Source organism: Streptomyces aurantiogriseus (assembly GCF_014649375.1).
Taxonomy (GTDB): Bacteria; Actinomycetota; Actinomycetes; order Streptomycetales; family Streptomycetaceae; genus Streptomyces; species Streptomyces aurantiogriseus.
The window spans coordinates 178,783-204,951 of record NZ_BMSX01000006.1 but is presented as its reverse complement, the minus strand read 5'-3'; the positions used below and the strand labels follow the sequence as shown (position 1 = coordinate 204,951).

Here is a 26,169-nt window from a genome sequence, read left to right as displayed (position 1 = left end):
CCTCCCTTCGGTCATGTGCGCGACCCTACGATCGGCGCGCATGGACGAGCCGACGGCAGGAGGACCCTCATGGGCACGCAGGAGTCGCAGGAGTCGCAGAAGTCGAACAGTCGGACGGGTGGAACCGGGCGGCGGGCGTTCCTCGGGGCGGCGGCCGTGCTCGGCGCCGCCGGAACGAGCCTCGGCCTCGCCGGCACCGCGAGAGCCGCTGACGCACCGCACGGCGCGAGCCAGGGCGGCAGGGGCCTGAAGAGCCTGCCCGTGCCGACGATCATCGGCCACCGGGGCGCCAGCGGCTACCGGCCCGAGCACACCTTCGGCGCCTACCAGCTCGCCCTCGACCTGGGCGCCGACATCGTCGAGGCCGGTGACCTCGTCCCCACCAAGGACGGTCACCTCGTCTGCCGTCACGAGCCGGAGATCGGCGGCACCACGGATGTCGCGAGCCACCCCGAGTTCGCCGGCCGCAAGACCACCAAGGTCCTCGACGGCGTCTCCACCACCGGCTGGTTCACCGAGGACTTCACCCTCGCCGAGCTGAAGACCCTGCGCGCGATCGAGCGCATCCCCGCCAACCGCCCGCACAACACCCTCTACAACGGCCGCTGGGAGATCCCCACCTTCGAGGAAGTCCTGAAGTGGCAGGACCAGCAGACCCGGGGGCGCGGCAAGCAGGTCTGGATCTACCCCGAGCTCAAGCACCCCACGTACTTCCGCAAGCTCGGCCTGGGTCTGGAGGAGCGGGTCGCCAAGCTGCTGCGCAAGTACGGCAAGGACGGCAAGAACGCGCCGGTCATCCTGCAGTCCTTCGAGCCGACCAGCATCCAGCGCCTGAACAAGCTGGTCGACAACCCCCTCGTCGTCCTTCTCTCCGGCGCCACCACCCGCCCCTGGGACTTCGTCGAGACGGGCGACCCGCGCACCGTCGCCGACCTCGTCACCCGCAAGGGCCTGCGGGAGATCGCCGGCTACGCGCAGGGCATCGGCCCCACCCTCGACCTGGTCATCCCGAAGGACGCGAACGGCAACCTCACCACGCCGACCACGCTGGTGAAGGACGCCCACGCGGTCGGCCTGATCCTGCACCCCTGGACCCTGCGCAACGAGAACCCCTTCCTGCCCGCCAACTTCCGCAAGGGCACCGACGCGGACGCCTACGGCGACGTCTTCGGCGCGTACCGGACGTACTTCGCGACCGGGATCGACGGCGTCTTCACCGACCAGCCGGACACCGGCCTGCTGGCCCGCGAGGACCACGTCAACGGCTGAGAAACCCGTTGGAGTGACACACCGGCCGTCCGGGCAACCCGCAGCCCGGCGGCCGCGTCGTGCCGCACATGAAGCACGACTTGCTCGCCGCCCTGCGCCCCCTGCTCACGGCGGAGGCCTCCGCCGAGGCCCACGCCACCGGCACCGAGCCCGCCGACCTCGAACAGGCCGTCTGGCTCCGCCTCCTGGAACACCTCGCCACCGACGGCCCGCCCCTCGACCCGCAGGGCTGGCTGCGTCGCGCCGTCCGCGCCGAGTCCCGCCGCACCCGCCGCACGACCCGCCGGGAACGGCCGTACGAGACCGACCCCGCCGACGACGGCGAACACGGCCCCGAGCACCTCGTGCTCACCGCCGCCCGCCACCGTGCCCTGCGCGACGCCGTGCACCGCCTCCCCGGCCGTTGCCCCCGTCTCCTCCAGGCCCTGTTGTCGCCCGAGGACCTCACGTACCGGGAGATCGCGGGGGAGTTGGGTATCTCACAGGGAAGTCTGGGGCCGGAACGTTCCAGATGTCTGGGATGTCTGCGACGTCTGCTGGCGCCGGAGGTTGCGGCCCGTCAAGTGCGGGGATAGGAGTGAAGGACCACAGGCGATCAGGTGAGCGGGAGGCGTGCGCACATGGGCATGAGCGTGACCATCTCGGTGGCGACCGAGCAGGATGCCGAGCAGATCTTCAGGCTGCAGTACCTGTGCTTCCAGAGCGAAGCCGCGCTGTACGGCAACTACCGCATCGCCCCGCTCGTCCAGACCCTCGACTCGGTCCGGCAGGAACTGGTCTCCGACTGCGTCTTCGTGGCCCGGCTCGGCGACGAGGTCGTCGGCTCGGTCCGCGGCTCCATCACCGAGGACGGTGCCGCCGCCATCGGCAAGCTCTGCGTCCACCCCCGCCTCCAGGGCCACGGCATCGGCGCCCGCCTCCTGCGCGCGGCGGAGTCCGCCCTCGCCGAGGAGCGCGGCGCCAAGAGGTTCCGCCTCATCGCGGGCCACCGCAGCGAGGGCAACCTCCGCCTCTACCGACGCGTCGGCTACGAGGCCGTGGGCACGTCCCAGGGCACGGACGGCGTACCGATGATCGTCCTGGAGAAGGCGGCGGGGACGTACGCGGCTACCGCGTGACCGTACGGGACTTGCGCAACCAGTACAGCGCGGTCAACGGCAGCAGCACGGGAATGAACACGTACCCCATCCCGTAGTCCGACCACACGGTCGCGTCGGGGAAGGCGGACGGCTCGATCAGGGTCCACGTACCGACGATCAGCACACCCGCGAGCTCGGCGGCGCAGCACACCTGCGCCGCCCTCCGCGCTGTCTCCCCGCCCCGGACCAACGAGTACGTGATGAACCCGTACACGACACCCGCCACCGCCGACAGCGTGTACGCGAGCGGCGCCCGGTCGAACTCGGTCGCGATCTGGTACGCCGACCGTGACACCGCCCCGACCACCATCACGCCGTAGAACCACACCAACACCAGCCCCGGCCCTCCGACGAGCCGCGCCGGCTTCTCCTCCACGGCCGTCATCTCAGCCTCCCCAGATGTCATAGAGCCGCACCTCGAGGACGGCGAGGACGACCGCTCCGGCCGCGACCGTCACCGAGCCCCACCGCGTCCGCTCGGCCAGCGACATGAACCCCGCCGCCGGTACACACGCGAACGCCCCCAGCAGATACGCCACGAAGATCGTCGTGCCCTGTTCCGGCTTCTCGCCCCGCGCCAACTGCACGATCCCGACCACCAGCTGCACCAGCGCCAGCACCGAGACCACGGCCATTCCGATGAAGTGCCAGTCCTTCGTCGGCTGGTCACGGTAGGCCGCCCAGCCGCACCACGCGGCGAGCAACAGCGCGGCGACACCGGTCACCAGCATCAGGACATCAAGCATGCAGCGACCTTATTACGGCGTAATCGGCCCCCTGCGGCCGGGATGACCACCGTGGCCTTGGCCACAACGCGCGCGGCCCACGAGCTCGGCACCGGCCTGGAGCTGCGGCACCTGTCCGCCTTGTCCGCACTGGTCACCGACCGGCCGGCGGCGGCCCCCACCCGCCTCCGAGGACTGTCCACGGCTGTCCACCATGCGGACAGCGCGGCTTTGTCAGGACCGTACGTCTGGTTTACTGATCGCATGACCACGACGAGCAGCCGCACCCTTGCGACCGAGGCGACCATGACGCCCGGTGCTCGTTGTATGTGTCGAATGTGCGCCTTCTAGAGGGCCCCTGCACCACCCCCGAGCTCGCGCCCCGAAGCGAGACGCCGTGGCATGTCCGTGCGCTGTCTGCCGTACGTGACTGACGCCGCCCCGCGCACATGTTCTCCCCGGTTCAGCGCCACAGCGAGAACCGTGTCGCGTCCCTGAACGACTTGCACCCGTGCCCGGGCACACCCACGCCCCGCGCACTCGACAGTGACGGAAACCCCAGTGATCACCACCACGGGCCTGACCAAGGTCTACCGCTCCCGCGGCCGTGAGGTCACCGCCCTCGACGGCGTCGACCTGCACGTCCGCGAAGGCGAGGTCTACGGCGTCATCGGCCAGTCCGGCGCCGGCAAGTCCTCGCTGATCCGCTGCATCAACCTCCTGGAGCGCCCCACCTCCGGCACGGTCACCGTCGCCGGCCAGGACCTCACCGCCCTCGCGGGCCGGGGTCCGCGCGCGGGCAGGGAACTCCGACAGGCGCGCAGCCGTATCGGCATGGTCTTCCAGCACTTCAACCTGCTGTCCTCGCGGACCGTGCAGGACAACGTCGAACTGCCGCTGGAAATCCTCGGCCGGTCGGGGAAGGAACGTTCCCGCAAGGCCCTCGAACTGCTTGACCTCGTGGGCCTCGCCGACAAGGCCAAGGCCTATCTCGCTCAGCTCTCCGGCGGCCAGAAGCAGCGCGTCGGCATCGCCCGCGCCCTCGCCGGAGACCCCAAGGTGCTGCTCTCCGACGAGGCCACCAGCGCCCTCGATCCGGAGACCACCCGCTCGATCCTGCAGCTGCTGCGCGACCTGAACCGGCAACTCGGCCTGACCGTCCTGCTCATCACGCACGAGATGGACGTGGTCAAGAGCATCTGCGACTCGGCCGCGCTCATGGAGCAGGGCCGTGTCGTCGAGTCGGGCACGGTCAGCGAGCTGCTCGCGACCCCCGGCTCCGAGCTGGCCGCCGCGCTCTTCCCGGTGGGCGGCGAGGCCGGCGGCGACGACCGCACCGTCGTCGACGTCACCTTCCACGGTGAGGCCGCGACCCAGCCGGTCATCTCCCAGCTCTCGCGCACCTACAACATCGACATCTCGATCCTCGGTGCCGCCATCGACACCGTCGGCGGCCTCCAGGTCGGCCGGATGCGCATCGAACTGCCCGGCCGCTACGAGGACAACGTGGTGCCGATCGGCTTCCTGCGTGAACAGGGTCTTCAGATCGACGTGCCGGGCGCTTCGGACCGCGAGCCCCTGCTGGTGAAGGACGGTGCCAAGTGACCTGGAACGAGATGCAGCCCCTGCTGGAGCAGGCCTGTTGGGACACCCTCTACATGGTGGGCTGGTCCACGGTCGTCGCCGTCGTCGGCGGCCTCCCGCTCGGCATCCTCCTGGTCCTGACCGACCGGGGCGGCCTGCTGCAGAACGTGGTCGCCAACAAGGTGATCGGGCAGGTCGTGAACGTCGCCCGCTCGATGCCGTTCATCATCCTGATGGTCGCCCTGATGGGCTTCACCCGCTCCCTCACCGGTACGACCATCGGCCGGGAGGCCGCCATCGTGCCGCTCGCCATCGGCGCGATCCCCTTCTTCGCCCGCCTTGTCGAGACGGCTGTCCGCGAAGTGGACGACGGACTCGTCGAGGCCGTGCAGGCGATGGGCGGCAACACCTGGACCGTCGTGCGCAAGGTCCTCGTACCCGAGTCGCTGCCCTCGCTGATCTCCAGCACCACCACCACGATCGTCGCCCTCATCGGCTATTCCGCGATGGCCGGCACGGTCGGCGCCGGCGGCCTCGGCGACATCGCCATCCGCTACGGCTACCAGCGCTTCGAGACCGAGCTGATGTGGATCACGGTCGCGGTCCTGGCCGTCGTGATCTCCCTCATCCAGTTCGCCGGCGACTTCGCGGCCCGCTCCCTGCACCGCCGCGGCGGCCGCTCGGGTCCCGGGCCCCGGCTGCGGCTGCTGAAGGCCAAGGAGCCCGCGGCCGCGGACATCAGCAAGGTCGCGTGAGCCCGGCGCCGGTCCGCGCCATCCCACCTCAGACTCCCCGCACACCCGCAGCGGGGCCGCACCACCCCTCAGGAAAGGCACTTTTCGTGCGTAACACCGCCAAGATCACCACCGCCGTCCTCGCCGCCGGAGCCCTCACCCTCGGGCTCACCGCCTGCGGCGCGGACAAGGACTCCGGCTCCGACACCAGCGGCCCGCTGATCGTCGCCGCGAGCCCGACCCCCCACGCCGAGATCCTCACCTACGTCAAGGACAACCTGGCGGAGAAGGCGGGGCTCGACCTGGAGGTCAAGGAGTTCACCGACTACGTCACGCCGAACACGGCGACGGAGGACGGCTCCGTGGGCGCCAACTACTTCCAGAACCAGCCGTACCTCGACGACTTCAACAAGAAGAAGGGCACCCACGTCGTGCCCGTCGTCACGGTCCACCTGGAGCCGCTCGGCCTCTACTCCCACAAGGTCAAGAGCGCCGACGACCTGAAGAGCGGTGCGACCGTCGCCGTCCCGAACGACACGGTCAACGAGGCCCGCGCCCTGAAGCTGCTCGCTGCCAACGGGCTCATCACCCTCAAGGACGGCGCGGGCAACGCGGCGACCCCCGCCGACATCACCAAGAACCCCAAGAAGCTCAAGTTCAAGGAGCTGGAGGCGGCCCAGACCCCGCGCTCCCTGGACGACGTGGACGCCGCCGTCATCAACGGCAACTACGCCATCGAGGCCGACCTGAAGCCCGCCGAGGACGCCCTCGTCCTGGAGTCCGCCAAGGACAACCCGTACGGCAACTTCCTCGCCGTCAAGGAGGGCAACGAGGACGATCCGCGGGTGAAGAAGCTCGCGCAGCTCCTCACCTCCGCCGAGGTGAAGAAGTTCATCCAGGACAAGTACGCCGGCTCTGTCATCGCCTCCTTCTGAGGCACCGGGGCCCGGTCCTGCCGGTCGCACCCGGTTGACGCGTGCACGCACGGGGTCCGCTCCTTCACTTGGAGTCGACCCCGTGGTGCGTCGCGGTGCTTTCATGCTGCATGCTGGGCAGTTCAGCGGGCCTGACGGTCAGGCAGGTCGGCCCCCGACGGTTTCGAAGGTTACGGAGCGGCGCATGACGAGCACCTTCCCCACCATCTCCATCAGCACGGAGCGGTTGGTGCTGCGTCCCCTCGACGAGGACGACGTGCCCGCTCTGGCCGAGATGATGAACGACGAGCAGATCACGGCCTGGACCGACGTTCCCCAGCCCTTCACCGAGGCCGGCGCCCGCGGCTGGATCACCGAGTACGCCCCCACCGAACGGTCCGCGGGCCGCGGCCTCGACCTCGCCGTCACCGAGTTCCTCACCCAGCGGCTCGTCGGTGTCATCCAGCTCACCAAGACGAACTGGCACGTCCGCTCCACCGAACTGTCGTACATCATCGCCCCCTGGGCCCGCGGTGAGGGCTACGCCTCCGAGGCGGCCCTGGCCACCGCCCAATGGCTGTTCACCGACCAGAAGTTCGAGCGGATCGAGCTGCGCACGGCCGCCGACAACACCGCCTCGCAGCAGGTCGCGCAGAAGATCGGCTGTATCAGCGAGGGCGTCCTGCGCAACGCCTGCATAGCGCGCGCCCGCGCCGGGGACGGCACCTGGACCGAGGTACGCACCGACTTCATCGTGTGGAGCCTGCTCCCGGAGGACCTGGAGGGCGCCGGGGAGCAGCTCGCGGAGAGCGGCGGCTACCCGTCGTACACCGACTGGAACTGATCCCCGACTCGCGGCACCGCCGCCGCCCGGACCGGCTCGACCAGGTACCCTCACGAAGCCCGCTGCCTGCGTGAACCTCCGGGAGACTGACGACGATGGCCGACCGCGTCACGGTGATCGGCTGGGACGGCTCGCCGCTGACCGCCGCGGCCCGCTCGGCCCTGGGTGCCGCCACGCTCGTGGCCGGTGCCGCCCACCACCTGGCGCTGCCCGAGGTGCCGCCCGCCGCCGAACGCATCCGCCTCGGCAGCGTCGCCCTCGCCGCCCGTCGCATCGCCGGTCACCGCGGCACCGCCGTGGTCCTCGCCGACGGCGACCCCGGCTTCTTCGGCGTCGTACGCACCCTGCGCGCCCCCGAGTTCGGCCTGGAGGTCGAGGTCGTGCCGGCCGTCTCCTCCGTCGCCGCCGCCTTCGCCCGCGCCGGTATGCCCTGGGACGACGCCCAGGTGGTCGTCGCACACCGGCGCACCCTGCGACGCGCGGTGAATGTGTGCCGCGCCCACACCAAGGTCGCCGTCCTCACCTCGCCCGGCGCCGGACCCGCCGAGCTGGGCCTGCTGCTGGAGGGCGTCCACCGCACCTTCGTCGTCTGCGAGGAACTCGGCACCGACCGCGAACAGGTCAGCGTCGTCACCTCCGACAAGGCCGCCGACCACACCTGGCGCGACCCCAACGTCGTCATCGTCATCGGCGGCCCGGTGGGCGCCGGGGAAGGCGGCTGGATCGCGGGCCGCGACCCGGGCACCGGGCCGCGCGGCTGGGCCCTGCCCGCCGAGGCGTACGGCGGTGGACTCGGCGAGGGCGAGGCGGAGTTGCTGCGCGCGGCCCAACTCGCCCGTCTCGGGCCGCGCGTCGGCGACCTCGTCTGGGACATCGGCTGCGGCAGCGGCGCCTTCGCCACCGAGGCCGCGCGAGCGGGGGCGGCCGTCATCGCCGTCGACCGCGACCTGGAGGCGTGCGCCCGCACCGACGCCACCGCGCGCCACTTCGGCGTACAGCTCCAGATCGTGCGCGGCACCGCCCCGCAGGTCCTGGAGAACCTGCCCGAACCGGACGTCGTCCGCGTCGGCGGCGGGGGAGTGGCCGTGGTCTCCGCGGTCGCCGACCGCCGGCCACAGCGCGTCGTCACCCACGCCATGACCCGTGACGCCGCCGAACTCGTCGGCCGCGACCTCACCGAACACGGCTACCACGTCGAGTGCGCCCTCCTGCAGGCGGTCGAACTCGACACGCGGGTCTGGACGGAGACGGAACGGAGCGTCGCCTTCCTGCTCAGCGGGGTATTGCCCGACCGTACGGCGTAGCCCGATTTGCCCTCCCCGTGATCCTGTTGTCGTACCGCGGGCGGTAGGCTGGCCGATCGTCGTACCGCATTCGGTCACCCGGCTTTTCGTCGGTCAATGTCCGGAAAACACATCCGTTTTGGGGTGCGTGTGGTACGGCAGAACCGGAGGGCGCGCAACGTGGCGCAGTCCACAGCGGAGTGTCGCGGATCAAGGTGTCGCGACGTGACAACGGCCGCGACAATGCCACTGAATGGCTTTGTCGTCTTTTTGGGCGGGTCGTTCGTGCCGCAGGGCGCGGACGCTCGTTCTTCACTACGGGGCGCTCGGTGCGCCGTTCCGGGTGAGCTGGTCGTAGGAGCACTAACCGATGGGCGAGGGGTACGCATGACCGACACCGGCCAGGTCCCGGGCGAGGGACTGCCGGAGAACGCAGGCATGGTGGAGCAGCCGGGCAGCCCCGCGCCCGGCGCGTACACCTACCTCTCCGAGACCACCGCCGAGGACGAAGACCTGTTGCTGCTGCCGGGTGCCCAGAGCGCCTGGGGCAACGAGGTGGCGCCGCCCGCGCCGGAGCCGGTGGTCGAGGCCGTGCACGAACCGGGTCCGCACGAGACGGCCGGCCGCGACAGCGGCTCGGTCGACCTCAGCGCCGTCCGTCTGCCCGGTCCGACGGCGCCGTCGACGCCGATCCCGCCGATCACGCCGCGCCGCCCTCTGCACCTGGGCCCGCCCATCCCCGACACCTCCGCCAGTCCGGTCCGCTCCCTCGCCGACCGCGGCCCCGCCGGAGCGCCGGTACGCCATCCCGGCCCGCCCACGTCCGGCCCCGAGTACCTCGACGTCCCGCACCAGCAGCAGATGCCCCCGCAGGGCGCGGCCCCCTGGGGCGCCCAGGCCGCCGTCCAGGCGCCGGTCGCGTCCGGGGCGCCGGCTGCGGAAACGGTTGTTCCGGCAGCCCAGCAGCAGCCCGAGCCGGTGGGCGTGGCCCAGGCCGTCGTGGCCCGCGTGGCGACGGAGGCGATCGCGGCCACGGCTGCTCCGCAGGGGGAGGAACCCGGACACGGAGACGCGGCGCCGCAGGCCATGTACACCGGCGGGGATGCGCAGGCCGCGGGTGTGGACGCGTCGCAGGGTACGGCGGGAGGCGCGGCGCCTGCGGAGGCGGCGCCGAGTGCGCCTGCCGCAGAGCCCGTTGCCGTTGCCGTGTCCGGCCCCGGTCCCGACCAGGTGTCCGAGCCTGCCGTCCCGCCGGCCGTGGGCGGACCTGCGGACGCGGTGCCGGTTCCCGCGCGGGAAGCCGAGGGCGCGCACGCGGCGGAGGCCGGCGTGACCCCCGAGTCCGTCCAGGAGCCCGAGCCGGTCGTGGCAGAGGCCGCACCCGAGGTGAACTCCCCTGACGCGGCTCAGGTTTCCGACGGGGGAGAGGCTCCCGCGGCGCCCGCCGCCGAAGCCACCGAAGCCACTGAAGTCCCCGTGACGCCCGCGTCGGCCCCGGTCTCCGAGGCGCCCGCGGCCGAGGCGGCTCAGGCTGCCGAGGCACCCTCGCCCGCCTCCGCTCCCGAGGCCTCGGCGCCCGCGGCGGCGCCCGATCCCGAAGCGCCTGTGCCCGGAGCCGCCCCCGAGGTCCCTGCCCCCGACATGGCGCCGATTTCCGAAGCGCCTGCGCCTGGAGCCGCCCCCGAGGTCCCTGCTCCCGACGCGGCGCCGATTTCCGAAGCGCCTGTGCCCGGAGCCGTCCCCGAGGTGCCCGCCCCTGACGCGGCGCCGATTTCCGAAGCGCCTGTGCCCGGAACTGCCCCCGAGACCCCTGCCTCCGACGCGGCCCACACTCCTGAGGCCCCCGCACCCGGCATCGCCGCCGAGGCTCCCGGTCCCGACGCCGTGCAGGCACCCGAGCCCGCTCCCGCACCCGACCCGGCGGCCCAGGTCCCCGAGGCAGCAGCGCCCGCGACCTCCGACGCGCCGGAGCAGGTCGCCGCCGCTCCTGAGCCGGTGGCCGCTGCTCCCGAGCCCATCGCCGTTGCTCCCGAGCCGGTCGCTCCGGCCCCGGATGCGGACGCCGCCGCCCCCGAAGCAGCAGCCGTCCCCGTCCCGGAGGCGCCCGCCCCCGCCCAGGAGCCCGTCGTCGAGGCGTCCGCCGTACCCGCTGCCCCCGAGGCTCCCCACCTCGCGGACGCCTCCCCGGCTCCCGACGAGAGCAGCCCCGCCGAGCCGGCCCTCGAGCAGGCCGAGGCCGAGCAGGTCCCGCAGGAGCAGTCCGCGGCGGAACTGCCCGTCGAGCCGGCACCGGAGGGCCACCCCATCACGGACGCGCAGCCGGACCAGCAGGTGGAGTCCCCGGACGCGCCCCTTGCACCCACCCACATCGCGGACCCGGCGTCTCACTTCCCGGACGCGGCTGCCACCCCGGTGACGGCCGAGGCGGAGGCCACCCAGGAGCCTGAGCCCGCCACCGAGCCCGAGCAGGCCACCGAGCCCGAGCCCGCCCCCGTCATCGACTCCGCAGCCGCCACCGAGCCCGCCCCCACCGCCGACGCCACCCCCGCCGAGCCCCAACCGGAGCCCCCCTTGGGCCAGTTCGTGCCGGTGGAGGGCATGGTGCCCACCACTCCGCACCTCGCTCCGACCCCACCGCACCCCCTCGTCCTCCCGGACGAGCCGCAGGCACCTGAAGCGCAGACTCCTGAACCGCAGGCACCTGAAGCGCAGGCTCCTGAATCGCAGGCACCCGGGTCGCAGGCCCCCGAAGTACAGGCCGAGGTCCCTGTCGCCCCGGCAGCCGAGCCCCCCGTCGCGACGGTCCCCGCCCCCCGCGAAGGCGAGGCCCCGGTCGCGGCCGCCGTCCCGGATGTGCGGCCCGAGCCCGAGCCCGACCCGAACATCGCACAGAACCCGGAGGACCTGGACACCAGGGCCGCCGACCAGGAAGAGAGCACGGCCCCGGTGGAAGAAGTACGACAGCCCACCGGCCCCGCCGCGCCCGCCTACGACGACGCGGAACGCGAGGCCGTGCTGAAGGTCATGCGTGAACGCCGCGACATCCGCAACGGCTTCCGCAGCGACCCGATCCCGCACGAGGTGCTGCTGCGCGTCCTGGAGGCCGCCCACACCGCGCCCTCCGTCGGCCACTCGCAGCCCTGGGACTTCGTCGTCATCCGTTCGGCCGAGACCCGCCGCGCGATGCACGAACTGGCGATGCGTCAGCGCGACGCGTACGCGAAGTCGCTGCCCAAGGGCCGGGCGAAGCAGTTCAAGGAACTGAAGATCGAGGCCATTCTCGAGACCCCGGTGAACATCGTCGTCACCGCCGACCCGACCCGTGGCGGCCGGCACACCCTCGGCCGGCACACCCAGCCGCAGATGGCGCCGTACTCCGCCGCGCTCGCCGTCGAGAACCTCTGGCTCGCCGCCCGCGCCGAGGGCCTCGGCGTCGGCTGGGTCAGCTTCTTCGACGAGCGCGAGATGGTCCGCGCCCTCGGCCTGCCCGAGCACCTCGAGATCATCGCCTACCTGTGCGTGGGCTACGTCGACGAGTTCCCGGACGAGCCCGAGCTGATGCAGGCCGGCTGGGCCAAGCGCCGCCCCCTGTCGTGGGTCGTCCACGAGGAGACGTACGGCCGTCGCGCGCTGCCCGGCGAGGACCCGCACGATCTGCTCGCCGAGACCGTCGCCGGGATCCGCCCGCTGGACGCCAAGGCGCTCGGCGAGGCCTGGGAGCGGCAGAAGCGCATGACCAAGCCGGCCGGCGCGCTCGGCATGCTGGAGATCATCTCCGCCCAGCTGTCCGGCCTGTCCCGTCAGTGCCCGCCGCCGATCCCGGAGCCCGCGGCCGTCGCGATCTTCGCCGGTGACCACGGCGTCCACGCCCAGGGGGTCACCCCGTGGCCGCAGGAGGTGACGGCCCAGATGGTCGCCAACTTCCTGGGCGGGGGAGCGGTGTGCAACGCCTTCGCGACCCAGGTCGGCGCCGAGGTCTGCGTCGTGGACGTCGGTGTGGCATCCGACCTCCCGGCCACCCCCGGCCTCCTGCCCCGCAAGATCCGCGCCGGCACCTCCGACATGACCACCGGTCCCGCGATGACCCGCGAGGAGGCCAAGCAGGCCATCGAGGTGGGCATCGAGACGGCCCGTGACCTGGTGGCGGCCGGCAACAAGGCGCTGCTGACGGGCGAGATGGGCATCGCGAACACCACGGCGTCCGCCGCCCTCATCTCCGTCTTCACCGGCGCCGACCCCGCCGAGGTGACGGGCCGGGGCACCGGCATCAACGACGAGACGCTCGCCCGCAAGACCGAGGTCGTCCGCCGCGCCCTCGAGCTCCACCAGCCGGACCCGGCCGACCCCATCGGTGTCCTCGCCGCGATCGGCGGCTTCGAACACGCCGCGATGGTCGGCCTCCTCCTGGGTGGCGCCTCCCTCCGTACGCCGGTGATCCTGGACGGGGTCAGCGCCGGCGCCGCCGCGCTGGTCGCCCGCGCCATCGCCCCCGAGGTCCTCGCGGCCTGCATCGCGGGCCACCGCAGCGCCGAACCGGGCCATGTCGCCGCCCTCAACAAACTGGGCCTTCGCCCCCTGGTCGACCTCGACCTCCGCCTCGGCGAGGGCACCGGCGCGCTGCTGGCGCTTCCGCTGGTGCAGAGCACGGCGAGAGCGATGCACGAGGTGGCGACGTTCGACTCGGCGGGCGTCACCGAGAAGTAGACCCGGGACGGGGGTGGGGTGGGTACGCGCACCGTCGCACCCACCCCACCCCCGCCGTACGCTGAACGCGATCTAAAATCCGCACGTCAGGGCCGCTCCAGAGCCGCAGCGCCCACCGCACGCCCGTTCGAGGAGCCGCACCCTCATGGCCGAAAACCCCGCCTACCCCGTAGGCCTCCGCCTCACCGGCCGCCGAGTCGTCGTCCTCGGCGGAGGCCAGGTCGCCCAGCGCCGCCTCCCGGCACTGATCGCGGCAGGCGCGGACATCCTCCTCGTATCCCCCGAGGCGACCCCGTCCGTCGAGGCCATGGCGGACGCGGGTGAGATCAGCTGGGAGCGGCGCCCCTACCGGGAAGGCGACCTGGCGGACGCGTGGTACGCCCTGATCGCCACCAGCGACACGGAAGCGAACACCGAGGCCTCGGCCGAAGCGGAGCGCCACCGCGTGTGGTGCGTCCGCTCCGACGACGCCGACAAGGCCACCGCCTGGACCCCGGCCACCGGCACCAGCGAAGGCGTCACCGTGGCCGTCCTCACCACGAACGCCAAGGGCCGCGACCCCCGCCACACCGCCGCCATCCGGGACGCGGTGGTCGAAGGCCTCCGCGACGGCACCCTGGTGGCACCCCACCACCGCACCCGCACCCCCGGCGTCGCCCTGGTCGGCGGCGGCCCCGGCGACCCGGACCTGATCACGGTCCGCGGCCGCCGCCTCCTCGCCGAGGCGGACGTCGTCATCGCCGACCGCCTGGGCCCGCGCGACCTCCTCGCCGAACTCCCGCCGCACGTCGAGGTCATCGACGCGGCGAAGATCCCGTACGGCCGGTACATGGCCCAGGAGGCCATCAACAACGCGCTGATCGAGCACGCCAAGCAGGGCAAGTCCGTCGTCCGCCTCAAGGGCGGGGACCCGTACGTCTTCGGCCGCGGCATGGAGGAGCTCCAGGCGCTCGCCGAGGCGGGCATCCCCTGCACGGTCGTCCCGGGCATCTCCAGCTCGATCTCGGTCCCGGGCGCGGCCGGCATCCCGGTCACCCACCGCGGTGTCGCCCACGAGTTCACGGTGGTCAGCGGCCATGTCGCCCCCGACGACGAGCGCTCCCTGGTGGACTGGCCGTCCCTGGCGAAGCTGACCGGCACGCTGGTGATCCTGATGGGCGTCGACAAGATCGGCAAGATCGCCGAGACCCTGGTCGCGCACGGGAAGCCCGCCGACACCCCCGTCGCCCTGGTCCAGGAGGGCACGACGGCAGCGCAGCGCCGTGTCGACGCGACCCTCGAGACGGTCGCCGAGACGGTCCGCACCCAGGAGGTCAAGCCTCCGGCGGTCATCGTCATCGGCGAGGTCGTCACCGTCGGCCCGCGGACGTCGGCGTAACCCCGGGTAACAGAACCCGTACCGAGCCGTTGGCACCACACCCAGGACAAGGCAGTATCACCCTGTGGCCGATCTCATCACCGTTGAGGACCCCGCCGACCCGCGCCTGCGCGACTACACCGGCCTGACCGACGTCGAGCTGCGCCGCAAGCGCGAGCCCGCAGAGGGCCTGTTCATCGCCGAGGGCGAGAAGGTCATCAGACGGGCCAAGGAAGCCGGCTACGAGATGCGGTCGATGCTGCTCTCCGCCAAGTGGGTCGACGTCATGCGCGACGTCATCGAGGAGCTCCCGGCTCCGGTGTACGCCGTCAGCCCGGAGCTCGCCGAACGGGTCACCGGCTACCACGTCCACCGCGGCGCCCTCGCCTCCATGCAGCGCAAGCCGCTCCCGACGGCCGCCGAGCTCCTGCGCACCGCCCGCCGGGTCGTGATCATGGAATCCGTCAACGACCACACGAACATCGGCGCGATCTTCCGCTCGGCCGCCGCCCTGGGCATGGACGCCGTCCTGCTCTCCCCGGACTGCGCCGACCCCCTCTACCGCCGCAGCGTGAAGGTCTCCATGGGCGCGGTCTTCTCCGTGCCGTACGCCCGCCTGGACACCTGGCCCAAGGGGCTGGACTCGGTCCGCGAGGCCGGCTTCACCCTCCTCGCCCTCACCCCGGACGAGAAGGCCCGCAGCCTGGACGAGGCGGCCCCGCACACGATGGACCGGGTCGCCCTCATGCTGGGCGCGGAGGGCGACGGCCTCTCCACCCAGGCCCTGGTCGCCGCCGACGAATGGGTCCGCATCCCCATGTCCCACGGCGTCGACTCCCTCAACGTGGGCGCGGCGGCCGCGGTCGCCTTCTACGCGGTGGCCACGGGCCGCCCGCGGACGTAGCCCTCAGGGGCTACCCGTCCAGGGCCCCGCCCCACTCCGGCCGTACGTCCTCCTGCGCCTGCGACGGCTGCCGTACGACACGGTCGTCGCCGCCCCCGAGTCCCTGGGCCGGTCCCTGGCAGCCCTGAACGAGGGCGATGCCGACCGCCACGAGCAGCGTCACGACGACGAAGACGAACAGCCGCTGCCGCAGCAGCCGCGGATTGGCGGGCCGCCGCCCGGTCCCCGTGGACCTCGGCGCCGGGCGGCCGGCCCCGCTGCGGGGCGCCGGCCGGCTTCCGCTGCCGGGACGGGTGTTCCGTACGGCGGGTGTGTTCCGTGCGGCAGGTGTGTTCCGGGACGCGGGGGTGGGCCGGGCCCCGGGCCGCGACGACGAGGCCCCGCCGCCACGCGAGGTGCTCCCGCCCCGCGACGGCGTACCGCCCCGAGGCGGCACCGCCCCGCGCGAGGACGGCACCCCGCTCCGCGGTACCGGAGTGCCCGGCTGGCGCAGCGTCCGCTCGGGAAGACCGGGGTCGGCCAGCCGCCCGGTGGGCCGGTCCGCCTCACCGGCCCGCGGCACGGGCGGGCGCGCGTCGGCCATGCCCTGGGCCTCACGGGCCGCGATCTCCTTGAGCCGCAGCGACAGATCGAGGGTGCTGGGCCGCTCCTCGGGATCCTTCGCGAGGCAGGCCCGGATCAGCGGAGCCAGAGCGTCCGGTACACCGTGGAGTTGGGGCTCCTCGTGCACCACGCGGTACAGCATCACTTCGGAACTGCCGTGCCCGAAGGGCGAGTCGGCCGTCGAGGCGTACGCGAGCGTGGCGCCGAGCGAGAAGACGTCGGTGGCCGGCGTGACCGCCGCGCCGCGCACCTGCTCGGGCGCCAGGAAGCCGGGGGAGCCGACCGCCGTACCGACATGCGTCAGCGTGGAGGCCCCTGTCGCCCAGGCGATGCCGAAGTCGATGATCCGCGGCCCCTTGGGGGAGAGCAGGATGTTCGACGGCTTCAGGTCCCGGTGCACGACCCCGGCCTCGTGCACGGCCACGAGCCCCTCGGACAGCGCGGCCCCGATCGCCGCGAGCTCGGCGGCCCCCAGGGGCCCGTCGTCGACGACCTTGTCGTGCAGGGAGGGGCCGGGCACGTACTGCGTGGCGAACCACGGCCGGTCGGCGTCCAGATCCGCCGCGACCAGCCGAGCCGTACACCCGCCCCTGATCCGCCGCGCCGCCGAGACCTCCCGCGCGAACCGCGAGCGGAACTCCTGGTCCTCGGCCAGATCCGGCCGGATCACCTTCAGCGCGACCCGCTGCCCCTTCTTGTCGGAACCCAGATAGACGACGCCCATCCCGCCCGCGCCGAGCCGTCGGTGAAGCTTGAACGAGCCGACGACGCGCGGGTCCTCGCGCCTCAGGCGCATCATCGCCATGTTCATCCCCGCTGCCCGGTCCGTGTGACGTGGCACAGCTTACGTTTCCACGGCCGTTCGCGCGCAGAGGCCGCGCCCTCTCGGCCCGATCGATTGTCAGTGCCGGGTGGGAGAATTGAAGGGTGGTCAGGGGGCCTGCGAACAGGCGTGCTTTGCCCACCCTGTGACCTCAACCACCTGTCACAGAAGGGGGATTGAACCCGTGAAGGGTGACCGAGTGGAGATAGTCGTCGACGCCGGCGACACGACGCGGACCTATGAGGTGGTGGCCAGCAGGGCGGGCCGCCGCGTGGAGACGGCGGTACGCCGAGGGGTGGTGGAAGTGAGCGAAGTCACGCGTACCGGGGCTGTCGTCCGTACGGCCCGCTTCATGGCGAACCGCGTCCTCGCCCTGGTCGAGCAGCCGGTCCCCCGCGAGGACAACTCGGAAAAGCCGAGCGGTACCGGACGACCCCTCCGGGAAGACCCCGAGACCTAGGCCGCCGTCTCCACCCAGGGGAGTACTCCGCAGGTCATGGCTCATCCTCCGGGAGGCCCGCCAATCGGTACGAGGGCATGACGCCCGGCGCCCCCCACGCGCCTAGATTTGAGGTCAAGCGGCGGGTGCAGCACTCGTCCCCCGAGGTCAGACACCCGCCGCTGCCAACGACAGACCGACAACGGTCAGGAGAGGGACCATGGCCCACACGGCACCGCGGACACTGATCCGCACGCAGGGACGTACCGAGCGCCCGCGCCGTCAGGGCCGCCGCCACCCCCTGGTGGCGACACTCATGGCCCTCCCCCTGGCGGCCCTTCTCCTCCTCGTCTTCGACGGCTGGGAGACAGTGGCCACACAGGCGTCGTCCGTGGGCGTGATGCTGGGGCGCTGAGCGGCGACCCCAGGCCCGGAAGAGCGGTCCGGGCGGGGACATCCACCCATATGAAACCCCGTGGGGACGGGGGTGCGGCGGACGGCAAAAATGCCGGCGCAGCTGGGGAGCTGCGCCGGCATTGCTTTTCCCCCGGCACCGAACCCCGATCCACCCCCACCGATCCCGGCCCCCTGCCTTCCCTGCGCCGCCCACCACAGGTGCCCCACCAGACCGCGGCTCCCACCCACCCCTCGCACAGCTCCGAGCGACCGCCCGCCTCGCAGTCACCCACCGCCCAGCCGTGCAGTCCGCCCGCCCGCAGAGGCGACGGCCCGCACGCCTGGCGGGGGGAGGGGGCACCGGCACCCCTGTGCCGGTGGGGCCTACGCGGATCACTGCGGAGTCGCCCTGGCGTGCACCGGCGGGCAGCCGCGCGTCGCGGGACCGCCCGGCCCGCCGGGCCACCGGCGCTCCTGGCGCCCGCCCTGTCGTCACTCCGCGGGCAGTCGTGCGGTTCCCGACCCGCAGAAGGCGGCACCCCGTCAGCGCCGGGCTGCACGCCGCAACCCACCTGCAACCCCGGCCACCCGACACACCCCGGCGAAGCTCACCTGCGTACGCTCGCCCACAGACCCGCACGCCCAGGGAGCCCCGTGACCGCCACCCCCCTCCTCGCCGAGCTCACCTTCCGAGCCCGGGCCCAGGCTCACGAACGCACGTCGACCTGCCCCTGCGGTGCAGCCACCCTCGCCGACCGCCCGGACGCCACCGTGGTCCGCCACGCCGACACCGTCGCCAAGGCCCACGCCCCGGACACGACCCCCACCGACCTCACCCCCCGCCTCACCACCGCCGCCCACCTCCCCGACGTCTTCCTCGCCCCGCTCACCCCGACAGCCACCCCCCTCCAGAGCCGCCTCATCACCTTCTGGCCGTACGGAGCCCCGGTGGATCCGGACGATCCGGACGCCGCCCCTTGGGAAGCAGCCGGCACCCTCCTCGCCCGTCTCCACCGCACCCCCGCCCCGACGATCCCCCTTCCCCCGATGCGCGGCCCCGCCAAAGCCGCCCACGCCGTGGCCCGCCTCCGCGATGCCGGCCCCCATCCCGCCGTCGCTCCCGTTCTGCACGCCTGGAGCCGCCTCCCCGCCTGGGCCCGCGCCGAGGCCCCCATGCCCGACACGACCACCCTCTGTCACGGCGACCTCCACCTGGGTCAGCTCGTCCGCCACCCCGCCCCCGACGGCCCCTGGCGACTCATCGACGTCGACGATCTCGGCGCGGGCGTCCCGGCGTGGGACCTCGCCCGCCCCGCCGCCTGGTACGCCTGCGGCCTGCTCCCGCCCGACGAGTGGACCCGCTTTTTGACCGCCTACCGCGAGGGGGACGGCCCGGCCGTCCCCGCCGACGGCGACCCCTGGCCCGCCCTCGACGTCCCGGCCCGCGCCCTCACCGTCCAGACCGCCGCCCGCGCCCTCACCAAGGCACTCGCGCGGGACCGGCCCCTGGACGAGGTCGAGCAGTCCCTCGTCGACGCCTGTGCCCGAATGGTGTCCGTACCTCCGCAGTTGGCGCCAAGCTCCGCGAAGTAGGGTGCAACCGACCGCAGCCGGACAGAGTCTGTCCTGGCGATACACGAAGCAGGACCGACCGGCGAGGAGTTGAGCCGAACCATGCAGTGTCCGAAGTGTCACGCCCCGATGCACACCTACAACCGCAACGGCGTCCAGATCGAGCAGTGCTCCAACTGCCGGGGGATCTTCCTCGATTACGGCGAGCTGGAGGCGCTGACCCGCCTGGAGTCCCAGTGGTCCCAGCCGGCTCCGCCCCCGCCCGCCCCGCCCGCTCCCGCCTGGGGCGCCCCGCACGGCGGCCACGGCGGTCATTACGGCCACAAGCGCCACAAGAGCTTCGGCCACATGCTCTTCTCCAGCTGAGTCCGCACACGAGGAAGCCCCCGGCCGCATCGACGGCCGGGGGCTCCGGTGTGTGGACGATACTGGGATTGAACCAGTGACCTCTTCCGTGTCAGGGAAGCGCTCTCCCGCTGAGCTAATCGTCCTCGGGACCACGACCCGCGGGTCGTGAGTGCTGCGTGCGCGATACTGGGATTGAACCAGTGACCTCTTCCGTGTCAGGGAAGCGCTCTCCCGCTGAGCTAATCGCGCGGGAGGATCCGAAGATCCAGTGGACGATACTGGGATTGAACCAGTGACCTCTTCCGTGTCAGGGAAGCGCTCTCCCGCTGAGCTAATCGTCCTTGGAGGTGGAGACGGGATTTGAACCCGTGTAGACGGCTTTGCAGGCCGTTGCCTCGCCTCTCGGCCACTCCACCAGGAGTGTAGGGGACCGGGAAGATCCCTACGTCCTTCGAGCGGACGACGAGGCTCGAACTCGCGACCTCAACCTTGGCAAGGTTGCGCTCTACCAACTGAGCTACGTCCGCCTGTCGTTTCGGTCGGCTTCCGCGTCCCGGCGACGTGTTGAACTCTAGCGGATTCCTGGGCCAGTACAAAAACGCGTTTGTGCAGCGTGCTGCGCTGCGTTCCGCCGAGGACCTGCTCAGGCCCCCTCCGGGACACGCCCGGGCCACCGCGAGGACACCCGCCCTAGACTCGACACCGTGCTCGACCTCCCTCCTCTCGCCCGCTTCGGCGACCGTGTCGCCACCGGCCTCCTCGACGTCACCGACGACCCCGCGGCCCTGGAGTCCACCGGATTCTGGGCCGTCTCCGCCGACTTCGAGGGCCGCCTGACCTGCGCCCGCTTCGCGGACGTGCGCGTGGAGCCCGTGCCGGCGCCGGTGCCGGGGGAGTGGCGGGGACCCGCGGCCGGTGACTGGAAGTCGTCCCTCGACCGCGCCGCGTACACGGCCGGTGTGCGCCGTATCCGTGAGCACATCGCGGCCGGCGAGGTCTACCAGGCGAACCTCTGCCGTGTGCTGTCGGCGCCCGTCCCGCCCGGCGCCGACGTGGACGCGCTGACCGCCCTGCTGGCCCGAGGCAACCCGGCACCCTATGCAGGAACGATCCGGCTGCCCGGGCACGGCGTCGAGATCGCCACCGCGTCCCCCGAGCTCTTCCTGCGCCGGGACGGTCGGGTCGTGGAGTCCGGGCCGATCAAGGGCACCGGGCGGACCGAGGCGGACCTCCTCGACAAGGACTACGCCGAGAACGTGATGATCGTGGACCTCGTCCGCAACGACATCGGCCGGGTCTGCGTCACCGGCAGCGTGACCGTCCCGGACCTGTGCGCGGTGGAGAAGCATCCGGGCCTGGTCCATCTGGTGTCGACCGTCCGCGGTGAGCTGCGGGAGGGCGCCGGCTGGCCGGAGCTGCTAGACGCCGCCTTCCCGCCCGGCTCGGTCACCGGCGCGCCCAAGTCGAGCGCCCTGAGGATCATCGACGCCCTGGAGACCGCGCCCCGGGGCCCCTACTGCGGTGGCATCGGCTGGGTTGACGCCGACCGCGGCACCGGCGAGCTGGCCGTGGGCATACGCACGTTCTGGATCGACCGAGCCGAAGGCGTGCTCCGCTTCGGCACCGGCGCCGGCATCACCTGGGGCTCGGACCCCGAGTCGGAGTGGCGGGAGACCGAGCTGAAGGCGGCCCGACTGCTCGCGGTAGCGTCGGGGACGTACGAGGTGAGCGAAGAGGGACTGACGTTCTGTGCCGACCCGGGGGCCGACTTCCCGCCCCCCGGCCGATGACAGGTGCCCGGTACATCCTTGCGAGGTAGAGACCAGTGAAGCTTTGGCTCGACGGCGGGCTGCAGGACATCGAGTCCGCCCGCGTCTCCGTCTTCGACCACGGGCTGACCGTGGGCGACGGCATCTTCGAGACCGTGAAGGCGGTGGAGGGCAGGCCGTTCGCGCTCACCCGCCACCTCGACCGGCTGACCCTCTCGGCACGCGGCCTCGGCCTACCCGACCCCGACCACGACGAGGTCCGCCGCGCCTGCGCCGCCGTCCTCGAGGCCAACCCGATGCCGCTCGGCCGCCTCCGCATCACCTACACCGGCGGCCACGGCCCCCTCGGCTCCGACCGTGGCCAACACGGCCCGACCCTCGTCGTCGCCCTCGGTGAGACCAGCCGCCGCCCCGACTCCACGGCCGTGATCACGGTCCCCTGGACCCGCAACGAGCGCGGCGCGCTCACCGGCCTGAAGACCACCTCGTACGCCGAGAACGTCGTCGCGCTGGCCCGCGCCCACCAACACGGCGCCTCCGAGGCGCTGTTCGGCAACACCGTCGGGCAGCTCTGCGAGGGCACGGGGTCGAATGTCTTCGTCGTCCTCGACGGCGAGATCCACACCCCGCCGCTCGCTTCCGGCTGCCTCGCGGGCATCACGCGCGCGTTGACCGTCGAGTGGACCGGCGCCAAGGAGACCGATCTGCCGCTGGAGGTGCTCCAGCAGGCCGAGGAGGTCTTCCTGACCTCCAGCCTGCGGGACGTCCAGGCCGTGCACCGCGTCGACGACCGCGAACTCCCGGGCCCGGCCGGGCCGGTGACCGCCAAGGCGATGCGGATCTTCGACGAGCGCGCGGGGGACGACCTGGACCCGTAGTCGCCTGGCGGGCCGGGGCCGCTACGGAAAAACGACATGACTTCGGCCCGTACGGCGGGTAGAACCCCCCTGATGACCACCACCCTGCGGCCGACCGAGCCGCTTCAGCGTGCCGCCGACGGCTCCCTGTCCCGCCACTACCAGGTGTGCGTGAACAGCCGCCCCGTCGGAGCGGTCCGTGTCTCGACCCCTGCCCGCTTCGGGCCCACTGTCGCCCAGATCGACGACCTGCGCATCGAGGAGGCGGACCGCGGCCGAGGCCGGGGCGCGGTGGCCGCGCTCGCCGCCGAGGAGGTGGCCCGGGGCTGGGGCTGCCGACAGGTCGAGATCAGGGTGCCGGCCGACGCGGGAGCCGCACTGCGGCTCGCCACGGCGCTCGGCTACGTCCACCGCAACCGAGGCATGGAGAAGCAGCTGGGCGCCGTCGCCCCCGGACTGCCCGAGGGCAGCAGGGCCCGGCCCATGACGGAGGCCGAGTACGGCCCGTGGCGCGAGCGCGGCATCGCGGGGTACGCGCAGGACTGGATCGACCGGGACGTGCCCGAGGCCTTGGCACGGGCCAAGGCCCTGCAGGACTACGCGCGGTCGCTGCCCCAGGGCCTGGCGACGGAGAACGCACGGATCAGCGTCCTGGAGCACGAGGGCAGCCCGGTCGGCGATCTGTGGCTCGCCTTCCCCGACGACAAGGCCTTCGTCTTCAACGTCGAGACCTACGAGGAGCATCGCGGTCGGGGCCACGGCCGCTCCCTGATGCTGCTGGCCGAGGCCCAGACGGTGGCCGCCGGCAGACGGGTGCTCGGCCTCAACGTCTTCGCGGGCAACACCCCTGCCGAGCGCCTGTACGAGTCGCTGGGGTACGTGCCCGTGGGCTACTCGATGTACAAGAACCTGCTCTGAGGCCCCGGCTCACCCGGCCTCGGCCAGCAGCCGGTCCGCGATCTCCTCCACGCGCCGGCGCAGCCCTTCCTGGCTCTTGCCGCCGTCCAGGCGCTCGCCACCGATGACGTACGTCGGGGTGCCGGTGACCCCGATCGCCTTGCCCTCGGCCTGGTCGGCGTCCACGATCAGGATGTGCCGCCCGTCGATGAGCGCGGTGTCGAACTCCTCGGCGTCGAGACCGAGTTCACCGGCCACCTCGACCAGGAAGGGTTCTCCCTTACGGTCCAGCTCCTCGACCCGGCCGAGCACGGCCTCGACGTACTCCCAGCCCCGCCCCTGTTCCAAGGCCTCCTCGGCGGCCTGCGCGGCGGCGAAGGCGTGCTTGTGCTTCTCCAGCGGGAAGTGCCGCAGCCGCAGCTCCAGCCGGTCGCCATAGCGCTCGCGCAGGGCGCGCAGGTCGTCGAGGGCGCTGCGGCAGTCCGGGCACTGCAGCTCGCACCAGACGTCGAGGACGACGGCGGAAGGGGCGGGTACGGCGGGTACGGGCGCCGGGGTGGAGGCGGGGGAGGAGTCGCTCATGCCACCAGTCTCCCAGCCCGTCTCCGACCGCCCGATCCGGACCGCCTGCTCCGGACCGCCCGCTCCCCCTGTACGAGGCCGACCGGCACCTGCGGAGGAGGCGACCCGGAGATGTCCCTGATGTCCGCTCCGGGCATGGCCCGGGAGCACCGCGCAGGTGCAGGATGGAAGGGACGAAGCGCTGCCGTGCCGTGGCGCCGAGTCGAGTCGCCCCTGTCCGTGTGTGCCGTGTCTGGAGGACCGGATGATTGCCGAGACCGTCTGTTCCGCCGTCGCCGCGGCCGGCCTGGGCATCGCCGCGGTCACGGCTTACCGCAGGCGTTTCCTGACGGCCGCCCGTATCGCGGCCTACTCCCTCATCCCGCTCGGCCTCGTGATGACCGGTGTCGTCGAGTGGGCCGCGGACACCGCCTTCAGCCCGACGGCCTGGGCCGGCTTCGGTGTGCTCGGCGGGGCCTGGGCCCTCTTCGCGACCACCCGGGCCGTGGAGCGCCGCCGTGGCGGCAGCCGCAAGGAGCGCAGGGCGGCGGCGCGGTCCGCGGAGAGCGGGGCCGTGGCCCCGACCGCTTCGGCGCCCTCCCTGGGCCAGGGTTCTCGTCCGGCCTCCCGCCCCGCCACCGCACCGCGGGCGACCGCCTCCGACGACTTCAGCGACATCGAGGCCATCCTCAAGAAGCACGGCATATGAAGCGGTGCCGTGCCCGACAGGTACGGCACCCGCGGCGGCGCCGTCCATGAAACGGCCCTGCACAGGACGGTCACGCCGCGACGGAAACGACACAGTCGAGCCGCGCACGCGCGGAAGCGATCACGGCTGGAAACGGACATCACGGAATTCGGCGAACACCCGCTCAATCCGGGCGTGTTGATCGCGTGACGTGCGCCGCCTGCGTCATCATCGCCCGCGAGATGCTGGACACGACACAGAGCGAGGCCGCGCCACCTCAGGACGAGCCGCGCGGGTGCCTCTTCGCCCTTTCCCAGCCACCGCTGATGATCTTCCTTGCGGTGATCGGGTGTCTGCTGCTCATGGCTTCGCTGCATGATCTGCTGCTGCTGTGAGCCGTACCCGCGGTCCCCGGCGCCACCCGCCGGGGCCGCGTCGGCATCGACGCCCTCCCGCAGGCGGACGACGTTCGTACCGGCGAGACCTGCCTCAGCCCGCCGCTTCCTTGCGGCGCGCCCGGTACGCGGCCACGTGGAGGCGGTTGCCGCAGGTGCGGCTGTCGCAGTACCGACGGGAGCGGTTGCGGGAGAGATCGACGAAGGCACGTCGGCAGTCCGGAGCCTCGCAGCGCCGCAGCCGCTCCTGCTCCCCGGCCACCACGAAGAAGGCCAGCGCCATCCCGCAGTCGGCCGCCAGATGGTCGGCCACCGAGGCGCCGGGCGCGAAGTAGTGCACATGCCAGTCGTAGCCGTCGTGATCGGTGAGCCGGGGGGTGGTGCCCGCGGCGGCGACCAGCTCGTTGATCAGTCCTGCCGCGGCACGGGCGTCCGGTGCCGCGAAGATCCCCGCGAACCGCCCGCGGATCTTGCGCACCGCCGACAGGTCGAACTCGGAGAGCACACCGACGTCACTGATTTCGTGCTTTCGTACGAAATCCTCGAGGGCGGCGAGGTCCGGCAGCGCGTCCGGGGTGGTGTCGTCCTCCGGTGCGGTGTTCACCAGATCCACCACGGCATCGAGCGCGCACCGGGTGTCGTGGGTGATCAGCACGTTTCGCTCCCTGGCCTGGGGGTCGGGCGGGCGCCCGCCGATGCTGGCCGATGGTAGCCGCACCGGGCCGTCAAGCCACGGGCGGTCGATCCCGGACTCAGGGCAGGACACGCCGGCGCCGCGACACGGAGACCCGTGTCGCGGCGCCGGCGCTGCCCTATGCGGTTGTGTCCTGGCCCGAGCCGTCTCCCCGAGTGGACGGCGCCGGGCGGCTCTGTGAGCCTCGCCCTAGCTTTCCGCCAGGATGTGCGAGAGCTCCTGATCGAGGTCGAAGTGACGGTGCTCCGTGCCGGGGGGCACGGCCGCGTCCGTCCGCTTCAGGAAGGATTCCAGGGCCCGCGCCGGGGCCTCGAGCAGGGCCTCACCCTCGGGGGAGCTCAGGGCGATGCACACGACGCCCTGACCGTGGCTGCGCGACGGCCAGACGCGGACGTCGCCGGTGCCCGTGGGCCGGTGGAGGCCCTCCGCGAGGAGGTCGCGGGCGAACACCCACTCGACGGTTTCCTCGGCTCCGGTGTGGAAGGTGGCGTGCACGGCGTAGGGGTCGGCCGTGTCGTACCGCAGGCCTGCGGGGACAGGCAGGGAGGACTCGCTCGACACAACGAGGCGCAGGTGCAGCTCGCAGCTGACCGTGGTGTTCATAAGCGCCAGGGCCTTTCGCTCAGTGTGCGCTCGGGGATTCGCACGTCGGCGAAATCGACATGCCACC

General features: G+C 72.4%; 26 protein-coding genes, 5 tRNA genes and 1 pseudogene. 21 read left to right on the top strand and 11 right to left on the bottom strand.

What is annotated here, in order from left to right; all coding sequences use genetic code 11:
* The first annotated feature begins 69 nt into the window (after nt 1-69).
* The 3 genes from IE263_RS15540 to IE263_RS15530 all read left to right on the top strand — a co-directional run bounded on the left by IE263_RS15540 (nt 70) and on the right by IE263_RS15530 (nt 2,387).
* The gene (locus IE263_RS15540) at nt 70-1,269 is read left to right on the top strand and encodes a glycerophosphodiester phosphodiesterase (RefSeq protein WP_189936664.1); all 1,200 of its coding nucleotides are present in this window, start codon (nt 70-72) and stop codon (nt 1,267-1,269) included.
* A 68-nt stretch (nt 1,270-1,337) separates the two neighbouring features.
* Nucleotides 1,338-1,844 carry an RNA polymerase sigma factor gene (locus tag IE263_RS15535; protein WP_189936662.1) on the top strand — a complete coding sequence of 169 codons (507 nt, stop codon included), beginning with the start codon at nt 1,338-1,340 and terminating at the stop codon, nt 1,842-1,844.
* Between the two features lie 45 nt (nt 1,845-1,889).
* The gene (locus IE263_RS15530) at nt 1,890-2,387 is read left to right on the top strand and encodes a GNAT family N-acetyltransferase (protein ID WP_189936660.1); all 498 of its coding nucleotides are present in this window, start codon (nt 1,890-1,892) and stop codon (nt 2,385-2,387) included.
* Here IE263_RS15530 and IE263_RS15525 read toward each other — a convergent pair.
* Both IE263_RS15525 and IE263_RS15520 read right to left on the bottom strand, forming a co-directional pair.
* The gene (locus IE263_RS15525; RefSeq protein ID WP_189936659.1) at nt 2,377-2,793 is read right to left on the bottom strand and encodes a hypothetical protein; all 417 of its coding nucleotides are present in this window, start codon (nt 2,791-2,793) and stop codon (nt 2,377-2,379) included. The genes IE263_RS15530 and IE263_RS15525 overlap by 11 nt on opposite strands.
* A 1-nt stretch (nt 2,794) precedes the next feature.
* A complete protein-coding gene (locus IE263_RS15520; RefSeq protein ID WP_189936656.1) occupies nt 2,795-3,154 on the bottom strand; it encodes a hypothetical protein in 360 nt (119 codons plus the stop codon).
* Between the two features lie 33 nt (nt 3,155-3,187).
* Here IE263_RS15520 and IE263_RS48540 point away from each other — a divergent pair.
* From IE263_RS48540 to IE263_RS15480, 9 genes and pseudogenes are all read left to right on the top strand, one after another.
* A pseudogene (locus IE263_RS48540) lies at nt 3,188-3,295 on the top strand (HAD family hydrolase); the annotation flags it as partial.
* Nucleotides 3,296-3,694: 399 nt separating this feature from the next.
* Nucleotides 3,695-4,738, top strand: a complete 1,044-nt coding sequence (locus IE263_RS15515) for a methionine ABC transporter ATP-binding protein (RefSeq protein WP_189936654.1) — start codon at nt 3,695-3,697, stop codon at nt 4,736-4,738.
* Nucleotides 4,735-5,472 (top strand): methionine ABC transporter permease, encoded by a 738-nt coding sequence (locus IE263_RS15510; protein ID WP_189936652.1) that lies wholly within the window; start codon nt 4,735-4,737, stop codon nt 5,470-5,472. Before IE263_RS15515 ends, IE263_RS15510 begins: the two co-directional genes overlap by 4 nt.
* A gap of 86 nt (nt 5,473-5,558) precedes the next feature.
* The gene (locus IE263_RS15505) at nt 5,559-6,386 is read left to right on the top strand and encodes a MetQ/NlpA family ABC transporter substrate-binding protein (protein WP_189936650.1); all 828 of its coding nucleotides are present in this window, start codon (nt 5,559-5,561) and stop codon (nt 6,384-6,386) included.
* Nucleotides 6,387-6,570: 184 nt separating this feature from the next.
* Nucleotides 6,571-7,209: a GNAT family N-acetyltransferase gene (locus IE263_RS15500; protein ID WP_189936648.1), complete on the top strand. Its 639-nt coding sequence runs from the start codon at nt 6,571-6,573 to the stop codon at nt 7,207-7,209.
* Nucleotides 7,210-7,304: 95 nt separating this feature from the next.
* Entirely contained in the window at nt 7,305-8,513 is a 1,209-nt protein-coding gene (cbiE, locus tag IE263_RS15495) for a precorrin-6y C5,15-methyltransferase (decarboxylating) subunit CbiE (RefSeq protein WP_189936646.1), read from the top strand.
* Nucleotides 8,514-8,879: 366 nt separating this feature from the next.
* Nucleotides 8,880-13,196: a nicotinate-nucleotide--dimethylbenzimidazole phosphoribosyltransferase gene (cobT, locus tag IE263_RS15490; protein WP_189936644.1), complete on the top strand. Its 4,317-nt coding sequence runs from the start codon at nt 8,880-8,882 to the stop codon at nt 13,194-13,196.
* Between the two features lie 145 nt (nt 13,197-13,341).
* Nucleotides 13,342-14,574 (top strand): uroporphyrinogen-III C-methyltransferase, encoded by a 1,233-nt coding sequence (gene cobA / locus IE263_RS15485; protein ID WP_189936642.1) that lies wholly within the window; start codon nt 13,342-13,344, stop codon nt 14,572-14,574.
* A gap of 64 nt (nt 14,575-14,638) precedes the next feature.
* Nucleotides 14,639-15,457 carry a TrmH family RNA methyltransferase gene (locus tag IE263_RS15480; RefSeq protein ID WP_189936641.1) on the top strand — a complete coding sequence of 273 codons (819 nt, stop codon included), beginning with the start codon at nt 14,639-14,641 and terminating at the stop codon, nt 15,455-15,457.
* 10 nt (nt 15,458-15,467) lie between these two features.
* Here the strand turns inward: IE263_RS15480 and IE263_RS15475 are convergent, their stop codons facing one another.
* The gene (locus tag IE263_RS15475; protein WP_189936999.1) at nt 15,468-16,871 is read right to left on the bottom strand and encodes a serine/threonine-protein kinase; all 1,404 of its coding nucleotides are present in this window, start codon (nt 16,869-16,871) and stop codon (nt 15,468-15,470) included.
* 196 nt (nt 16,872-17,067) lie between these two features.
* Between IE263_RS15475 and IE263_RS15470 the strand changes: the two genes are divergently transcribed.
* The 4 genes from IE263_RS15470 to IE263_RS15455 all read left to right on the top strand — a co-directional run bounded on the left by IE263_RS15470 (nt 17,068) and on the right by IE263_RS15455 (nt 19,656).
* Nucleotides 17,068-17,343, top strand: coding sequence for a DUF8836 family protein (locus IE263_RS15470; RefSeq protein WP_189936639.1), 276 nt, complete (start codon nt 17,068-17,070; stop codon nt 17,341-17,343).
* A 199-nt stretch (nt 17,344-17,542) separates the two neighbouring features.
* Entirely contained in the window at nt 17,543-17,737 is a 195-nt protein-coding gene (locus tag IE263_RS15465; RefSeq protein WP_189936637.1) for a hypothetical protein, read from the top strand.
* A gap of 635 nt (nt 17,738-18,372) precedes the next feature.
* Complete coding sequence (locus IE263_RS15460) at nt 18,373-19,311, top strand: phosphotransferase family protein (protein WP_189936635.1); 939 nt, start codon at nt 18,373-18,375, stop codon at nt 19,309-19,311.
* Between the two features lie 81 nt (nt 19,312-19,392).
* Nucleotides 19,393-19,656, top strand: coding sequence for a TFIIB-type zinc ribbon-containing protein (locus IE263_RS15455; protein WP_189936633.1), 264 nt, complete (start codon nt 19,393-19,395; stop codon nt 19,654-19,656).
* A gap of 53 nt (nt 19,657-19,709) precedes the next feature.
* Here IE263_RS15455 and IE263_RS15450 read toward each other — a convergent pair.
* The 5 genes from IE263_RS15450 to IE263_RS15430 all read right to left on the bottom strand — a co-directional run bounded on the left by IE263_RS15450 (nt 19,710) and on the right by IE263_RS15430 (nt 20,165).
* Nucleotides 19,710-19,781 (bottom strand) — tRNA-Val (locus IE263_RS15450).
* Nucleotides 19,782-19,815: 34 nt separating this feature from the next.
* Nucleotides 19,816-19,887, bottom strand: a tRNA-Val gene (locus IE263_RS15445).
* A 20-nt stretch (nt 19,888-19,907) separates the two neighbouring features.
* Nucleotides 19,908-19,979 (bottom strand) — tRNA-Val (locus IE263_RS15440).
* Between the two features lies 1 nt (nt 19,980).
* Nucleotides 19,981-20,054, bottom strand: a tRNA-Cys gene (locus IE263_RS15435).
* Nucleotides 20,055-20,092: 38 nt separating this feature from the next.
* A tRNA-Gly gene (locus tag IE263_RS15430) sits at nt 20,093-20,165 on the bottom strand.
* Nucleotides 20,166-20,342: 177 nt separating this feature from the next.
* Between IE263_RS15430 and IE263_RS15425 the strand changes: the two genes are divergently transcribed.
* The 3 genes from IE263_RS15425 (at nt 20,343) to IE263_RS15415 (ending at nt 23,182) form a co-directional block, all read left to right on the top strand.
* The gene (locus tag IE263_RS15425) at nt 20,343-21,428 is read left to right on the top strand and encodes a chorismate-binding protein (RefSeq protein ID WP_189936631.1); all 1,086 of its coding nucleotides are present in this window, start codon (nt 20,343-20,345) and stop codon (nt 21,426-21,428) included.
* Between the two features lie 35 nt (nt 21,429-21,463).
* Nucleotides 21,464-22,285 carry an aminotransferase class IV gene (locus IE263_RS15420; RefSeq protein ID WP_189936628.1) on the top strand — a complete coding sequence of 274 codons (822 nt, stop codon included), beginning with the start codon at nt 21,464-21,466 and terminating at the stop codon, nt 22,283-22,285.
* A 72-nt stretch (nt 22,286-22,357) separates the two neighbouring features.
* Nucleotides 22,358-23,182 (top strand): GNAT family N-acetyltransferase, encoded by an 825-nt coding sequence (locus tag IE263_RS15415; protein WP_189936626.1) that lies wholly within the window; start codon nt 22,358-22,360, stop codon nt 23,180-23,182.
* Nucleotides 23,183-23,191: 9 nt separating this feature from the next.
* Here IE263_RS15415 and IE263_RS15410 read toward each other — a convergent pair whose 3' ends face one another.
* A complete protein-coding gene (locus IE263_RS15410) occupies nt 23,192-23,743 on the bottom strand; it encodes a DsbA family protein (RefSeq protein ID WP_189936624.1) in 552 nt (183 codons plus the stop codon).
* 244 nt (nt 23,744-23,987) lie between these two features.
* Between IE263_RS15410 and IE263_RS15405 the strand changes: the two genes are divergently transcribed.
* A complete protein-coding gene (locus IE263_RS15405) occupies nt 23,988-24,431 on the top strand; it encodes a hypothetical protein (protein WP_189936622.1) in 444 nt (147 codons plus the stop codon).
* Between the two features lie 185 nt (nt 24,432-24,616).
* Nucleotides 24,617-24,805, top strand: a complete 189-nt coding sequence (locus IE263_RS15400) for a hypothetical protein (RefSeq protein ID WP_189937029.1) — start codon at nt 24,617-24,619, stop codon at nt 24,803-24,805.
* A 94-nt stretch (nt 24,806-24,899) separates the two neighbouring features.
* Here IE263_RS15400 and IE263_RS15395 read toward each other — a convergent pair whose 3' ends face one another.
* Together IE263_RS15395 and IE263_RS15390 are read right to left on the bottom strand one after the other, a co-directional pair.
* Complete coding sequence (locus tag IE263_RS15395; protein ID WP_189936620.1) at nt 24,900-25,460, bottom strand: CGNR zinc finger domain-containing protein; 561 nt, start codon at nt 25,458-25,460, stop codon at nt 24,900-24,902.
* A 228-nt stretch (nt 25,461-25,688) separates the two neighbouring features.
* Nucleotides 25,689-26,102, bottom strand: coding sequence for an SsgA family sporulation/cell division regulator (locus IE263_RS15390; protein ID WP_004002642.1), 414 nt, complete (start codon nt 26,100-26,102; stop codon nt 25,689-25,691).
* Between the last annotated feature and the right edge of the window lie 67 nt (nt 26,103-26,169).